The sequence below is a fragment of the Streptomyces yangpuensis genome (genome assembly GCF_024666385.1).
Lineage (GTDB): Bacteria > Actinomycetota > Actinomycetes > Streptomycetales > Streptomycetaceae > Streptomyces > Streptomyces yangpuensis.
In genome coordinates, this window is the sequence record NZ_CP102514.1 from 1131454 (window position 1) to 1145549 (window position 14096).

A 14096-nucleotide genomic window follows, 5' to 3' on the forward strand; every position below is an offset into this window, starting at 1 on the left:
TCCCCGAACGGATCCGACCCCTCCATCGCGGCATCCGCTGACCGAAGACGTGAGTGATGACCCCTTCCCGACACACGCACCACAGGCGCAGTCCCCTCGCGGTCCTGTCATTGCTCCTCGCCGTCGTCGCGATGGTGCTCGGCCCCGTGCCGAGCTCCGCCGCCGACCCCGGTTGGTGGAATCCGGTGGCGCGGCCCGCACCCGACTCCGACATCAACATCACCGGTGAGCCCTTCAAGGGCACCGACTCCCAGGGCAGGGTCCGCGGTTTCGTCGACGCCCACGACCACCTGATGTCCAACGAGGGCTTCGGCGGGCGTCTCATCTGCGGCAAGCCCTTCTCCGACATGGGCGTGGCCGACGCGCTCAAGGACTGCCCCGAGCACTACCCCGACGGCACCCTGGCGATCTTCGACTTCATCACCAAGGGCGGCGACGGCAAGCACGACCCCAACGGCTGGCCCACCTTCAAGGACTGGCCCGCCCATGACTCGCTCACCCACCAGCAGAACTACTACGCCTGGGTCGAACGGGCCTGGCGCGGCGGCCAGCGCGTCCTCGTCAACGACCTCGTCACCAACGGCGTGATCTGCTCGGTCTACTTCTTCAAGGACCGCACCTGCGACGAGATGACCGCCATCCGGCTCGAGGCGCAGAAGACGTACGACATGCAGGCCTTCATCGACAGGATGTACGGCGGCCCCGGAAAGGGCTGGTTCCGTATCGTCACCGACTCCGCCCAGGCCCGAGAGGTCATCAAGCAGGGCAAGCTGGCGGTCGTCCTCGGAGTCGAGACCTCCGAGCCGTTCGGCTGCAAGCAGATCCTGGACTTCGCGCAGTGCAGCAAGGAGGACATCGACCGGGGCCTCGACGAACTGCACCGGCTGGGCGTGCGCAGCATGTTCCTCTGCCACAAGTTCGACAACGCCCTGTGCGGTGTCCGCTTCGACCAGGGTGCGCTCGGCACCGCGATCAACGTCGGCCAGTTCCTGTCGACCGGCACCTTCTGGAAGACGGAGAAGTGCACCGGCCCGCAGCACGACAACCCCATCGGGCTCGCGGCCGCTCCCGCGGCGCAGAAGGAGCTCCCGGCGGGCGTGTCCGTGCCCTCGTACGCGGCGGACGCGCAGTGCAACACCCGCGGTCTGACGGACCTCGGTGAGTACGCGGTGCGCGGCATGATGAAACGCAAGATGATGCTGGAGATCGACCACATGAGCGTCAAGGCCGCCGGCCGGGCCTTCGACATCCTGGAGTCCGAGTCCTACCCGGGCATCATCTCCTCGCACAGCTGGATGGACGACAACTGGACCGAGCGGCTCTACAAGCTCGGCGGGTTCGTCGCCCAGTACATGGGCGGAGCCGAGGGCTTCAGCGCCGAGGCCAAGGCCAAGAACGCCCTGCGCGACAAGTACAACGTCGGTTACGGCTACGGCACCGACATGAACGGCGTCGGCGGCTGGCCGGCCCCGCGCGGCGCCGACACCCCGAACCCGGTGCGCTACCCGTTCCGCAGCGTCGACGGCGGCTCCGTGATCGACAAGCAGACCACCGGACAGCGCACCTGGGACCTCAACACCGACGGTGCCTCGCACTACGGCCTGGTCCCGGACTGGATCGAGGACCTCCGGATCGTCGGCGGCCAGGACGTGGTCGACGACCTCTTCCGCGGGGCCGAGTCCTACCTCACCACCTGGGGTTCGTCCGAGAAGCACAAGGCCGGGGTGAACCTCGCCGCGGGCGCACCGGCCACGGCCAGCTCGTCGGAGTGGAACCCGTTCACCAGCTACGCCCCGTCCCGGGCCGTCGACGGGAACACGGGCACGCGCTGGGCGAGCGACTGGAGCGACGACCAGTGGATCCAGATCGACCTCGGCGCCGCGAACCTGGTCAAGCGCGTCACCCTCGACTGGGAGCGGGCGCACGGGCAGGCCTACCGCATCGAGCTGTCGGGCGACGGCACGAACTGGCAGTCCGCATGGTCCACCACCACCGGTGACGGCGGCCTGGACACGGCCCTGTTCACCGGCACCACCGCCCGTTACGTACGCGTCCACGGGGTGCAGCGCGGCACCAAGTGGGGCTACTCGCTCCACGAGGTCGGCGTCTACAGCAGCTGACGCCGCTCGCGTGACCGCGGCCGGGGCAGGCCGGATCCGCCGATCCGGCCGGCCCCGGCCGCAGCCTTTGCCGCCTCTGCCGCCTTTGCCCGACAGCGCGTCGCAGCACACGCACGGAACGAACTGCACGGAACGAACCGCACGGAACGAAGGGACCGAACGCCCATGGCACGGATGCCGTCGGCCGAGCGACGCCGGCAGCTGACCGAGGCGGCGATCCGCGTGATGGCCCGCGACGGTGTCGGCCGGGCGACGACGCGCTCGATCTGCGCCGAGGCGGGCGTGTCCCTGAGCGTCTTCCACTACTGCTTCGACTCCAAGCAGGCCCTGCTGGAGTCGGTCATCGTGGCGATCACCGAGCACGGCATCACCGTGGCGAGGGAGGCCATCCGGCCCAGGGCCACCCTCCGGGAGACCATCCGGGCCGGTTTCCAGGCGTACTGGGACCACGTGGCCGCCAACCCGGGCGAACACATGCTCACCTACGAGCTCACGCAGTACGCCCTGCGCCGGCCCGGGTTCGAGCACCTCGCGCGACGCCAGTACGAGCTGTACTCCGACACCTACACCGAGCTCATCGAGCAGCTCCGCCTGCTCATGCCCTTCGAACTGCGCGTGCCGGTGCCCGTACTGGCCCGCTACCTGGCCGCCATGACGGACGGGCTCACCCTCAACCACCTCGTGCTCGGCGACGCCGCGGTATCGGCGGCCATCCTCGACATGATCACCGACCATGTCGCGGGGCTCACCCACACCGCAGCAGACACCCCCGAGCGGGACGGGGACCGGCCCCCCGCACAGGAGTACGCCGGTCCGCCGCTGTCCGTCTGAGGAGCTTCCCGCCCGCCCCGCCGAGGGGTGCGGTTGTCCGGCATCCGGAAACCGTCATGAGACGCGCGAGGGTCCTGCCCGGTCGGGGCGCTACGTTGCTCCCCTCCTGCCCCGAACACCGGGCGCTCGCATAAGGACCGAGGAAGTATGACTGCGCGATTCCCCGCGGCACGACGTCGTGGGAGAGGACCCCGGTGCGTTTTCGCCGCCGCTGTGGTCCTCGGGGTGCTGACCGGCTGCTCGCCGGAGTACGACGCCGCCGAGTTGGAGTACGCCGGGGACTACAGCAGCCACCCGCCGCTCGCCGTGGTCGGGTACCCCTCCACCGGCACGTTGGAGATCACCCAGCAGGTGGTGTGGCGGATCGCCGACGGGAAGGCCGGCGTGCTGGCGGCCCTGACCGCCGACGAGGAGGAGCGGGCCGATGCGCAGAAGACCGCCGAGAACTGGATCGCCGCCTTCCGGAAGGGCGCGGGCGGGAAGGTCACCGCCGAGTTCTACGACGAGGGCTCGTACCGCCAGACCGTCGTGCTCTACCTGCACGACACCGGTCAGATCAAACAGATCTACGTCCTGCCCGCCTCGGCGAACGCCAGGGACGGCTGGGGGGTGCACATGAGGGAGCCGGACCCCGCCGAGGCCACCGCTGTGGCGCCCTGGATACCGAAGAAGCCCGGTGAGCTCGGTTCGACGGTGATCCCGTGAACCGGTCCGGCTGTTCCGGCTGTTCCGGCCGATCCGGCCGATCCGGCCGATCCGGCCGATCCGGCCGATCCGGCCGATCCGGCCGATCCGGCCGATCCGGCCGATCCGGCCGATCCGGCCGATCCGGCCGATCCGGCCGATCCGGCCGATCCGGCCGATCCGGCCCGAAGGCGCCGGACGGGCGCCTTCGGGCCGGGTGTCAGTGGCGGTGCAGCACGGTCGTGAGGACCTTGTAGAGGACCGATTCCGGGTCCGCCACGGCCCCCGCCGAGCGCCAGGCCACGAAGCCGTCCGGGCGGACGAGGACCGCTCCGGCCTCGGTGGTGCCGTGTGCCTCGGCCCAGTCGCCGCCGTCCTCCGGGATCAGGTCGGCCTCCGGGCCGGTGCCGATCGCGTAGGCGTCCAGGCGTACGTTCATCCGCTTGGCGACCGGGCCGGCCGCTCCGCTCCACGGGGTGCCCTCAGAGCTGAGCAGGACGAAGGACCGTTCGTAGAGGTCGACGGTGGACTTCCGCTCCCCCGCCGCCGGGTCACGGAGCCACAGGTGCGGGGCGCGCGTGCCCGGGTCCCCGCACAGCCGCATCCGTTCGGGCACGACCGGCAGTTCCGGGTCGGCTCCCACGACCGCGCCCTGGCCGTACCCGTACCCCATGGCCACGGAGAGGACGCCGCTCTGGGGGCCGCGCGCCGGTGTCCCGGCGGCGGAATCGGGGTCCGGCTCGTACCCCGGGTGGCTGTGCTCGGCGGAACGGGCCGAGGCCCGCTCGCTCGTCGCCCGCGCCACCGGGAGCCGCTCGGCCTCGTAGGTCTCCAGCAGCCCCGGGCCCGCGGCGCCGCCCAGCACGGCGGCGATCTTCCAGGCGAGGTTGTGCGCGTCCTGGATGCCGGTGTTGGAGCCGAACGCCCCGGTGGGCGACATCTCGTGGGCGGAGTCCCCGGCGAGGAAGACCCGGCCGGCCGCGTACCGCTGGGCGACGCGCTCGGCGGCGTGCCACGGCGCCTTCCCGGTGATCTCGACGTCCAGATCGGGCGCGCCGACGGCCCGCCGGATGTGCTCCACGCAGCGTTCGTCGGTGAAGTCCTCCAGCGTCTCGCCCCGGTCGGGGTGCCACGGCGCGTGGAAGACCCACCGCTCGCGGTTGTCGACGGGCAGCAGGGCGCCGTCGGCGTCGGGCTTGGTCAGGTAGCAGACGATGAAGCGCTTGTCGCCGATCACGTCCGCGAGGGCGCGGGACCGGAAGGTGATGCTCACGTTGTGGAACAGGTCGCCGGGGCCGCTCTGGCCGATCCGGAGCTGTTCGCGCACGGGGCTGCGCGGCCCGTCGGCGGCGACCAGGTAGTCCGCGCGCACCGTGCTGTGCTCCCCGGTCTCCCGGTTCTTCACCAGCGCGGTCACCCCGCTCTCGTCCTGTTCGAAGGAGAGCAGTTCGGTGGAGAACCGCAGGTCCGCCCCGAGCGTCGGGGTCACGGACATCAGGACCGGCTCGATGTCGTTCTGGCTGCACAGGCACCAGGTCGAAGGGCTGAACCGCGCCAGCGCGCCACCCGGGTCGATCTGTTCGAACAGCCACTCCTGGTCGTCGCCGGTCAGCGAGCCGCCCTGCAGGATGCCGTGGTTGTCCGCCAGGACCGAGGCGGCCTCACGGATCCGGTCCTCGACCCGGGCGACCCGGAACAGCTCCATCGTCCGTACGTTGATACCGCGTCCACGCGGGTGCAGCGAGGTTCCCGCGTGCTTCTCGACCAGCATGTGCGTGATGCCATGACGGCCGAGGAACAGCGAGGTGCACAGGCCCACCAGCGAGCCGCCCACGATGAGGACCGGGACGCGGTGGTCGACGTTTTCCTTCATGGGTCTTCCATGCCCTGTACGAGGGGGGTTCCCTCGCCCGTTCACCCGCTTGGTTCTCTCCTCTCGCGCCGACGGCGCTATCGGACCACGATCGGTTCGGGTGGCGCCGCCCGTGGCGACCGTGTGGTCTCGAAGGAGTGTGAACGATGACAACCTTGTCGGAACGGATATCCCAGTCCGCCTTCGACGACTCGAGACTTCGGGTCGTGCTGCTGCTGGATCTGTACGACGGTGCGCAGAACCAGTTCCTGGAGGTCTACGAGGACCTCCACAAACAGGTCTCCTCCGTCCCCGGGCACATCCGGGACGAGCTGTGCCAGTCGATCGAGAATCCGTCTCAGTGGCTGATCACCAGCGAGTGGGAGAGCGCGCCGCGGTTCCTGGCCTGGGTCAACAGCGAGGAGCACGTCGCGTCGGTCCAGCCCCTGCACGGCTGCGTACGGGACACCCGCTCGCTGCGGTTCAGCGTGCTGCGGGAGACCGGCCGGGACCACGGTCCCGGCGCCGCCGCCGCGGCCTTCTCCTCCGGCCCGCCCGTCGGCTCCGCCTTCGCCCCCGCTTCCGCGGACGGCCCGGACCGGTCCAGGGGCCGACTCCAGGTCGCCCCGCGGCGCGGTGACGGTGTGGTCCGCCACGCGCTGACCTTCACGGTCAAGCCGGGCAGCGAGGCCGTCGTGGCGGAGCTGCTGAGCGGGTACGCGTCCCCGCAGGCGCAGGTGGACGAGCACACCCGGCTGCGCCGCACCTCGCTCTTCATGCACGGCAACCGGGTCGTACGGGCCGTGGAGGTCGAGGGCGACCTGCTCGCGGCGCTGCGCCACGTGGCCCTGCAGCCCGAGGTCAGGGCACTGGAGGAGGCCATCAACCCGTACCTGGAGCAGGACCGCGATCTCAGCGACCCCGGTTCGGCCCGGACCTTCTTCACCCGTGCGGCGCTGCCCGCGGTGCACCATGTGGCGGCCGGCGGCGGTGAGGGCGCGGAACTCGAACGGCACGCGCTGTTCTATCCCGCCAAGAAGGGCTGCGGCACGGAGCTCGCCCGGCTGCTCGCCGCACAGGACGAGGCGGCCGTGGACGACGCGTCGAGCCCGATCGAGGCGAGCACCGTCTTCCAGCGCGACGACGTCGTCGTGCGTCTCCTCGACCTGCGCGGGCCGCACGACGCCCGGCCGGCTCTGACGCTCGGCGTCGAGGGCGGCCACAAGGCGGCGGTGCTCGCGCGGCTGCTCGACAGCGCCAAGGACGGCGTCCCCACCACCCACCAGGAGATCTCGCGCTTCCTGGAGCGTTCCGAGATGCGCCTGATCACCGACCGGCGTTCGCCGGCCCGAGCCTAGGAGAAGCCCGCCATGACCGACCGACTGACCGTGGAAGAACTGGCCGCGCTGATGAAGAAGGGTGCGGGCATCGCCGTCGACCCCGCCGTGATGGCGAACCGGCCCGACGCGCGGTTCGACGAATGGGGGCTCGACTCCCTGGGACTGCTCGGCATCGTCGGCGAACTGGAGAACCGGCACGGCCGGCCCCTCCCCGCCGGGGCGGACCAGTGCAAGTCGCCGCGCGAGTTCCTCGACCTCGTCAACGAGGCCCTGACCGCCGGAACCTGAGGCGTCCGGGCGGACGGGCGCCGCAGCCCGGCACGCATGACGACGCCCCGGAACCGGCCCACCGCCGGTCCCGGGGCGTCGTGGCGCGTGCCGGGCGGGAGGGTCACCCGGGCACGGTGCACTCGAAGGCGTGCAGGTACGCGTTGACGGGACGGATGTCGCCGAGCACCAGTCCGGCGTCCGTCAGCCGGGTGCGCAGGCTTTCCTTGGTGTGCTTCGCACCGCCGACGTTGAGCAGGAGCATCAGGTCCATGGCCGTCGTGAACCGCATCGACGGGGTGTCGTCGACGAGGTTCTCGATGACGACGACCCTGGCTCCGGGGCGGGCGGCGGCGAGGACGTTGCGCAGGCACCGGCGGGTGCTCTCGTCGTCCCATTCGAGGATGTTCTTGATGATGTAGAGGTCGGCCTGGACCGGGACGGCCTCGCGGCAGTCGCCGGGGACGATGCCGGTCCGGTCGGCGAGGGGACCGCCGTCGCGCAGCCGGGGATCGGCCTTGGCGACCACGCCGGGCAGGTCGAGCAGGTGGCCGCGCACGGTCGGGTGCTTCTCCAGCAGGCTTGCCAGCACGTGCCCCTGGCCACCGCCGATGTCCGCGACCACCGAGACTCCGGTGAGGTCGAGGAGGTCCGCGACGTCCAGCGCCGACTGGACACTGGAGGTGGTCATGGCGCGGTTGAAGACCTGCGCCGACTCGTGGGCGTCCTCGTGCAGGTATGTGAAGAACCCCTTGCCGAACAGCTCGTGGAAGATGTTCGCGCCGTCGCCGGTGCGCACGGCGTCGTCGAGCCGCGGCCACGCCTGCCAGGTCCAGGGTTCCGTGCACCACAGGCAGATGTCACGCAGGCTGTGCGGGTCGTCCTCGCGCAGCAGTCGCGACATCTCCGTGTGGACGAAGCTCCCGTCCTCGGTCTCGGCGAAGATCCCGTAGCAGGACAGGGCCCGGAGCAGGCGTTGCAGGGGCTTCGGCTCCGCGTGCACGGCGGCCGCCAGCTCGGCGGGGGTGGCGGGGGACTCACCGAGGGCGTCGGCGACCCCCAGGCGGGCGGCGGCCCGTACGGCGGCGGCGACGGCCGCGCCGAAGGCGAGCTCCCGCAGGCGCATGGCCGGCGGGGGCGTGTGCGGGGGGCCCGCGTTCGGGGCCGGGACGGGAACGGGGGCTGGGGTGGCGGCAGGGGTGGAACTCACCGTGGTCATACGGCCTCGATTCTCCTGATGAGGGGGGACACCGGTCAGCACATGCCGGCGGGCACGGAGGTGTCGCACCGGTTGTTGAGGAAGCGGTTGCCCGACCCGGCGCCCTGGTTGGCCAGGTCGGCCGGCTGGTTGTCCCTCACCACGTTGCCCTCGATGACGTTGTCGGTGTTCGTCGCGCCCACGAAGCTCTTGAACAGCAGGATGCCGCCCGACAGGGGGGAAGATCCGACGTTGCCGCGAATGGAGTTCGAACGCACGATCGTCTCTTCGGCGCCGGTGAGGACGATGCCGACGCCCTGGATGTCGGGGAGGCGGCTGTTGCCCTTGCAGAACTTGTTGTTCTCGTGGATGCGGTTGCCGCGGATGGTCAGGTCGCCGGCGCCGGGCTCGCCCTCGTCGCCCACGACGAACACGCCGCCGCAGTTGCCGGTGACGCTGTTGCCGCTGACGGTGAGGTTCCGCACCCGCCTGACCGTGACGCCGATCCGGTTGCCGGTCAGCCGGTTGCCGCGGATCACGGCGCCCTGGGTGTCGGTGGCGCCGCCCTCGCGCGCGACGGTGTTGGCGATGAAGATGCCCGACTCGGCGTTGTCGCGGGCGATGTTGTCGCGGAAGAACCCGCGGGTGGAGCGCTCCTGGGCGATGCCCCAGGTGCTGTTGTTCTCGGAGATCACGCGTTCGACGCTCAGCCGGTCGGTGTACGAGGCCCAGATACCGTTCCGCTTGAAGCCCGAGACGGTCAGCGCGCGGATCTCGACCCCGTCGACGGGCTGCTCCTCGGTACCCATGACGCAGATGCCGGTATCGGCCTGTGAGCAGGCGAGGGCGGCCCGTCCGGACGTCTTCGGCTTGGCCGGCAGGGTCTTCGCGGCCGGCGGCCTGATGACCGTCCGCTCCCCCCAGCCGCGCAGCGTCAGCCTCTTCGTGATCAGCACGTTCTCGTAGTAGGTGCCGGGCATCACGGTGATGATGTCGCCCGGCCGCGCGGAGTCCACCGCGTCCTGGATCGAGTCGCCCGGGTGCACTCGGTGTCCGGCCGCGGACGCGGGTGGCGCGAACACGCCGAAACCGGCGGCCATGACGACGGCGATGCACGTGAGGGACTTCAGTTGTCGGTTCGTCACCCTGGAGAAGTTATGGGCGATTTGGACATATCGCCACATTGGGTCAGGGTATCGAGGCATGCCGTGGGCAAACGGCCGCATTTCGACGTCTGGAGAGTGGATCGTCATACCGGAGCCGCAGCGCCGCCCACCGCGCCACCCGCTGTTGCCCACCGGCCGGCAACGGCACAGGCCCGGGCGGGTTTCCCGGTCGCCCCCGGGACGGGCAACGGGCAACCCGTCGACCCCGCCGTGCCGGCGGCGCCAGCCTGGAGCCGTCAGCACGAGGCACGAACCGCAAGGGGAAACCATGCGCAAGCTGTTCCGCGGCGCCGCCGCCCTCGCCACCTCCGTCGTCGCCGTGGTCGCGCTCAGCGGCTCGGTGGAGGCCAAGCCGGTCGACACCTGGGCCGGCTGCCCGGACGGGGCCGTCTGCATCTACCCCCAGAACGAGAACCCGGCCGTCAGGCCGACTCACGTCTTCTACCGGTACGGGGCCCACAACCTCACCAACCAGTTCGGCAGGCACTGGGTGCTGAACAACCAGTACGGCGGTGCGACCGCAAACCTGTGCACCGGCTCCAACGGCGCGGGCTGCGGCAGCCCCATCGCCGCCAAGACCGGCGTGTACGCCGACCTCACGCCGATCAACTCCATCCGCCTCAACCGGTAGGACCCCCACGAGGAGGGCTTCCGGAGCCGTCGACTTCGGCTCCGGAAGCTCGTGTTCTCGTCATACCGGCCGGAAGATCTCCGCTTCCGGTTCCCCCTCGCGGTAGCCTGGGCAGTGCCGTCTCACTGCCTGGGCGCACTGCCATGGGGGATGTCGTGGGGGATCCGGACCGCCGGCGGAAGACCGACCAGCTGCGGGAGTCCGACGACGCCGCACAACCCTTCCCTGCCCAGCTGAGACGTCTGCGGTTGCAACGCGGCCTGTCCCTCGCGGACCTCGCGCGCGAGACGCACTACAGCAAGGGCTATCTGAGCAAGATCGAGACCGGCTCGAAGCGCGTCACCGCCGATGTGGCGCGCCGCTGCGACGACGTGCTGCGGGCAGGGGGTGAACTGCTGCGGATGGCCAGGGAGGCGGAGTCGTCCGAGGGCGTGGCCGCCGGCGATCCGGGCACCGTGGCCGGGCCGCGGACGGAGGCCGAGTGCCCCTATCGCGGCCTGCCCGCCTTCACCGAGCGGGACGCCCGGTGGTTCTTCGGCCGGGAGAGGGCCACCGCCGAGCTCGCCGAACGGGTCTTCGAGCGGATCGGCAGCGGGCCCCTGATGCTCGTCGCCCCGTCGGGCGCCGGCAAGTCCTCCCTGCTCAACGCCGGCCTCGTACCGGCCCTGCGGAGCGGCGGCCTCCCGATGCCGGGCGCCGACAGCTGGCCGGTGGTCGGGCTCACGCCCACCGCGCACCCGCTGGAGGAACTGCTCGGCCGCACCGCGAAGGTGCTGGGCGGCGATCTCGGCATCACACCGGCCGAGCTGCGGGAACGTCCGCACGTCCTGCTCGACGCGGTCCACCGGCTGTCGGTCCCCCGCCCGGCGGCCGCGCCGGACCTGCCGCCGCCCCTGCGTCCCGTACTGCTCGTCGACCAGTTCGAGGAGCTGTTCACCCTGTGCGCCGACGAGGACGAGCGGCGCGCCTTCGTACGGGTGCTGTGCGCCCTGGCCGTCCCGGGACCGCCGCACGTCCCGCACGACCCGGCCGTCGTGGTGCTCGGCGTGCGGGCCGACTTCTCCGGGAACTGCCTGGACCTCCCCGAGCTCGCCCCCGTCTTCACCGGCGGCCTGTTCGTCCTGCCGCCGATGTCGCCCGAGGAACTGCTGGAGTCCATCACCCGCCCGGCCCGGCTCGCGGGTCTCGGCCTCGAACCGGGTCTGGTACCGCTGCTGCTGCGCGACGTCGGCCTGCGCGACGATCCGCCCGGCGGGGCGACGCCCTCCGGCGCGCTGCCCCTGGTCTCCCACGCGCTGATGGCCACCTGGCGCCAGCGCGAGGGCGCCACGCTGACCGTCGCCGGATACGAGCGCACCGGCGGCATCCAGGGGGCCGTCGCCCGGACCGCCGAGGAGGTCTTCGCCCGCCTCTATCCCGCCGAGCAGAACACGCTCCGGCGCATCCTGGTACGGCTGGTGCACGTCGCCGACGGTACGGGCGCCACCCGGCGCCGGATGGCCCGGACGGCCCTCATGGAGCAACTGGCCGACGCGGGCCCGGCGTCGGCCGCGCTCGACAGCTTCGTCCGGGCCCGCCTGATCACCATGGACAGCGACACCGTGGAGATCACCCACGAGGCCCTGCTGCACGCCTGGCCCCGGCTGCGCGGCTGGATCGGCGCCGACCGGGCGGGGCTCCTGATCCACCAGCAACTGGCCCACGCCGCGGCCGAGTGGGAGCGCGAGGGCCGTGATCCGTCGGCGCTCTACCGCGGGACCCGGCTGGACACCGCCCGCGCCTGGGCGGACGAACTCGACGGCAGCAGCCGGCTCGCCCCCGGGGAGGCGGCCTTCCTCCGCGAGAGCCGGGCGGCCCAGGCCGGCCGCGAGCGGCAGGCCGCCCGCCAGGCACGGCTGCGCCAGCGGATGCTGGCCACGCTCGTGGTCCTGCTGGTCCTCGCCGTGGGCGCCGGCGGGCTGGCGTACCAGCAGCGTTCGGGCGCGCTCGGCCAGGAACGGATCGCCCGTTCCCGGGCGCTCGCCCTGCAGTCGGCGGCCCTGGCCGCGGGGCAGCCGGAGGCGTCGATGCTGCTCGCCGGCGACGCGTACCGGACGGCGCGGACCAGCGAGGCGCGCGGGGCCCTGCTCAGCACCCAGTCACAGCCGTTCGTCGCCCGGCTGGGCGGACACGGCGGACCGGTCAACACGGTGGCCTTCGGCCCGGACAACGGGATGCTCGCGACGGGCAGTTCCGACGGGACGGTGACCCTGCGGCGGGTGTCCGACCGGCGCACGACCGCGACCTTCGCCCTGGCCGGACGGGTCCGCTCGGTCGCCGTGAGCCCCGACGGCCGCACGCTCGCCGCGGCCTCCACGGACGGGCCGGCGCGGCTCTGGGACACCACCGGCGGCCGTCCGGGCGCGGCGCTCCCGGCGAGTACGACGGGCTCGCGTGCCGTCGCCTTCGCGCCGGACGGGCGGACCGTGGCCACCGGCTGCCCGGACGGGACGATCCGGTTGTGGGAGACCACTGGGGAGCATCGCGCCGTCGCGTCCCTGGCCGGGCACACCGGGCAGGTCAACGCCCTGTCCTTCGCCGCGGACGGCCGGACGCTGGTCTCGGCCGGCGTCGACCGGTCCGTGCGGCTGTGGGACCCGGCGGGGGCCGCCGAACTCGCCGTGCTGTCCGGGCACACGGACGAGGTGCTCGGCGCGGCGTTCGCCCCGGACGGCCGTACGGTCGCCACGGGGGGCGTCGACCGGACCGTACGGCTGTGGGACGTGGCGGGGCGCCGGACGACGGCCACCCTCACCGGGCACAGTGACGACATCAACGGCGTCGCCTTCACGCCGGACGGGACGACGGTGGTCAGCGCGGGCGGCGACGGTACGACCCGGCTGTGGGACGTGGCCGGTGGCCGGCTGACGGCGACGCTCGCCGGGCACACCGACTACGTGCTCGGGGTGGCCGTGGACAGCCGGGGCGCGATGCTGGCCACCGCGGGCTTCGACCAGTCGGTGGTGCTCTGGGACCTGCGGGGCGCGGTGCTGGCCTCGCGGCCGTTCACGGAGGTCTGGCACGCCGCGTACAGCCCGGACGGGAAGCTGCTGGCCACGGCGGAGGCCGATCACGCGGTGCGGCTGTGGGACGTGGCCGGGCGCAGGGTCGTGGCCACCTTCGAGGGGCACACCGAGACGGTGTTCGCGGTCGGCTTCTCGCCGGACGGGCGGACGCTGGCCTCGGCCGGATCCGACGGCACGATCCAGTTGTGGGACGTCGCGGCGGGCGGCCCGTCGGCCACGCTGGCCGGCCAGGACGGGACCGTGTTCTCGGTGGACTTCTCGCCGGACGGGCGGACGCTCGCCTCGGCCGGATCGGACGGCACGGTCCGGCTGTGGGACGTCCCCTCGCGCCGCCCGGTCGCCACGCTCCGCGGGCACACGGACTTCGCCAACGACGTGGCGTTCAGCCCCGACGGGCACACCCTGGCCAGCGCCGGTGACGATCTGACGGTCCGCCTCTGGGACGTGCCCGGCGGCCGCCCGCTGGCCACGCTCACCGGTCATACGGGTGCGGTGCGGGGCGTGGCCTTCTCCCCCGACGGCCGTACGCTCGCCAGCAGCGGCAACGACGGGACCGTACGGCTGTGGGACGCGCGCCGCCACCGCTTCGAGTCGGCCCTGTCCGGTCACACCGGGTCGGCTCGGGGCATCGCCTTCTCCCCCGACGGCCGCACGCTCGCCAGCAGCGGCAACGACCGCACGGTGCGGCTGTGGGACGTGGTCGGCCGGCGCACGCTGGCGGCGCTCTCGGGACACACGAACGCCGTGTGGGGCGTCGCCTTCGCCCCGGACGGGGGGACGGTGGCGAGCAGCAGCACGGACGGCACCGTACGGCTGTGGGACCTCGACGTGGGAGCGCGGCTGGAGGCGATCGACCGGCTGCGGGCCGGCCAGGCCGGCCCGTCGTCCCGGAACGCCGGGACGGCCCGATGAGGGGCCGGCCCGGCGTCCGGGTCCGAGGGC

At 72.3% G+C, this 14096-nt stretch carries 10 protein-coding genes; 7 read left to right on the forward strand and 3 right to left on the reverse strand.

The genetic code is table 11. The features are described 5' to 3' along the window. The first annotated feature begins 56 nt into the window (after positions 1-56). The 3 genes from NRK68_RS05200 (at position 57) to NRK68_RS05210 (ending at position 3656) form a co-directional block, all read left to right on the forward strand. Positions 57-2120, forward strand: a complete 2064-nt coding sequence (locus tag NRK68_RS05200; RefSeq protein WP_183069055.1) for a galactose-binding domain-containing protein — start codon at positions 57-59, stop codon at positions 2118-2120. Between the two features lie 165 nt (positions 2121-2285). Beyond that, positions 2286-2951 carry a TetR/AcrR family transcriptional regulator gene (locus NRK68_RS05205; RefSeq protein ID WP_183069054.1) on the forward strand — a complete coding sequence of 222 codons (666 nt, stop codon included), beginning with the start codon at positions 2286-2288 and terminating at the stop codon, positions 2949-2951. Between the two features lie 213 nt (positions 2952-3164). Next, complete coding sequence (locus tag NRK68_RS05210) at positions 3165-3656, forward strand: hypothetical protein (RefSeq protein WP_257855179.1); 492 nt, start codon at positions 3165-3167, stop codon at positions 3654-3656. 199 nt (positions 3657-3855) lie between these two features. On the opposite strand, the gene NRK68_RS05215 is transcribed toward NRK68_RS05210, so the two are convergent. Beyond that, positions 3856-5508 (reverse strand): FAD-dependent oxidoreductase, encoded by a 1653-nt coding sequence (locus NRK68_RS05215; protein WP_183069053.1) that lies wholly within the window; start codon positions 5506-5508, stop codon positions 3856-3858. Between the two features lie 146 nt (positions 5509-5654). Here NRK68_RS05215 and NRK68_RS05220 point away from each other — a divergent pair, with 146 nt between their 5' ends. Together NRK68_RS05220 and NRK68_RS05225 are read left to right on the forward strand one after the other, a co-directional pair. Continuing rightward, positions 5655-6845 (forward strand): SchA/CurD-like domain-containing protein, encoded by a 1191-nt coding sequence (locus NRK68_RS05220; RefSeq protein WP_183069052.1) that lies wholly within the window; start codon positions 5655-5657, stop codon positions 6843-6845. Between the two features lie 12 nt (positions 6846-6857). Further along, entirely contained in the window at positions 6858-7115 is a 258-nt protein-coding gene (locus NRK68_RS05225; protein WP_183069051.1) for an acyl carrier protein, read from the forward strand. Between the two features lie 103 nt (positions 7116-7218). Here NRK68_RS05225 and NRK68_RS05230 read toward each other — a convergent pair whose 3' ends face one another. Beyond that, positions 7219-8313 (reverse strand): methyltransferase, encoded by a 1095-nt coding sequence (locus tag NRK68_RS05230; protein WP_183069050.1) that lies wholly within the window; start codon positions 8311-8313, stop codon positions 7219-7221. Between the two features lie 35 nt (positions 8314-8348). After that, a complete protein-coding gene (locus NRK68_RS05235) occupies positions 8349-9392 on the reverse strand; it encodes a right-handed parallel beta-helix repeat-containing protein (protein WP_257857775.1) in 1044 nt (347 codons plus the stop codon). Positions 9393-9726: 334 nt separating this feature from the next. Between NRK68_RS05235 and NRK68_RS05240 the strand changes: the two genes are divergently transcribed. Beyond that, positions 9727-10089, forward strand: a complete 363-nt coding sequence (locus NRK68_RS05240) for a hypothetical protein (RefSeq protein WP_183069049.1) — start codon at positions 9727-9729, stop codon at positions 10087-10089. A 155-nt stretch (positions 10090-10244) separates the two neighbouring features. Continuing rightward, the gene (locus NRK68_RS05245) at positions 10245-14066 is read left to right on the forward strand and encodes an nSTAND1 domain-containing NTPase (RefSeq protein WP_373023470.1); all 3822 of its coding nucleotides are present in this window, start codon (positions 10245-10247) and stop codon (positions 14064-14066) included. Positions 14067-14096 lie beyond the last annotated feature (30 nt).

Excerpts from the sequence above, each read along its gene's own strand:
- NRK68_RS05235 (WP_257857775.1), bottom strand. The coding sequence starts at position 9,392 with ATGGCCGCCGGTTTCGGCGTGTTCGCGCCACCCGCGTCCGCGGCCGGA.
- NRK68_RS05200 (WP_183069055.1), top strand. The coding sequence starts at position 57 with ATGACCCCTTCCCGACACACGCACCACAGGCGCAGTCCCCTCGCGGTC.
- NRK68_RS05205 (WP_183069054.1), top strand. The coding sequence starts at position 2,286 with ATGGCACGGATGCCGTCGGCCGAGCGACGCCGGCAGCTGACCGAGGCG.
- NRK68_RS05230 (WP_183069050.1), bottom strand. The coding sequence starts at position 8,313 with ATGACCACGGTGAGTTCCACCCCTGCCGCCACCCCAGCCCCCGTTCCC.
- NRK68_RS05215 (WP_183069053.1), bottom strand. The coding sequence starts at position 5,508 with ATGAAGGAAAACGTCGACCACCGCGTCCCGGTCCTCATCGTGGGCGGC.
- NRK68_RS05225 (WP_183069051.1), top strand. The coding sequence starts at position 6,858 with ATGACCGACCGACTGACCGTGGAAGAACTGGCCGCGCTGATGAAGAAG.
- NRK68_RS05220 (WP_183069052.1), top strand. The coding sequence starts at position 5,655 with ATGACAACCTTGTCGGAACGGATATCCCAGTCCGCCTTCGACGACTCG.
- NRK68_RS05240 (WP_183069049.1), top strand. The coding sequence starts at position 9,727 with ATGCGCAAGCTGTTCCGCGGCGCCGCCGCCCTCGCCACCTCCGTCGTC.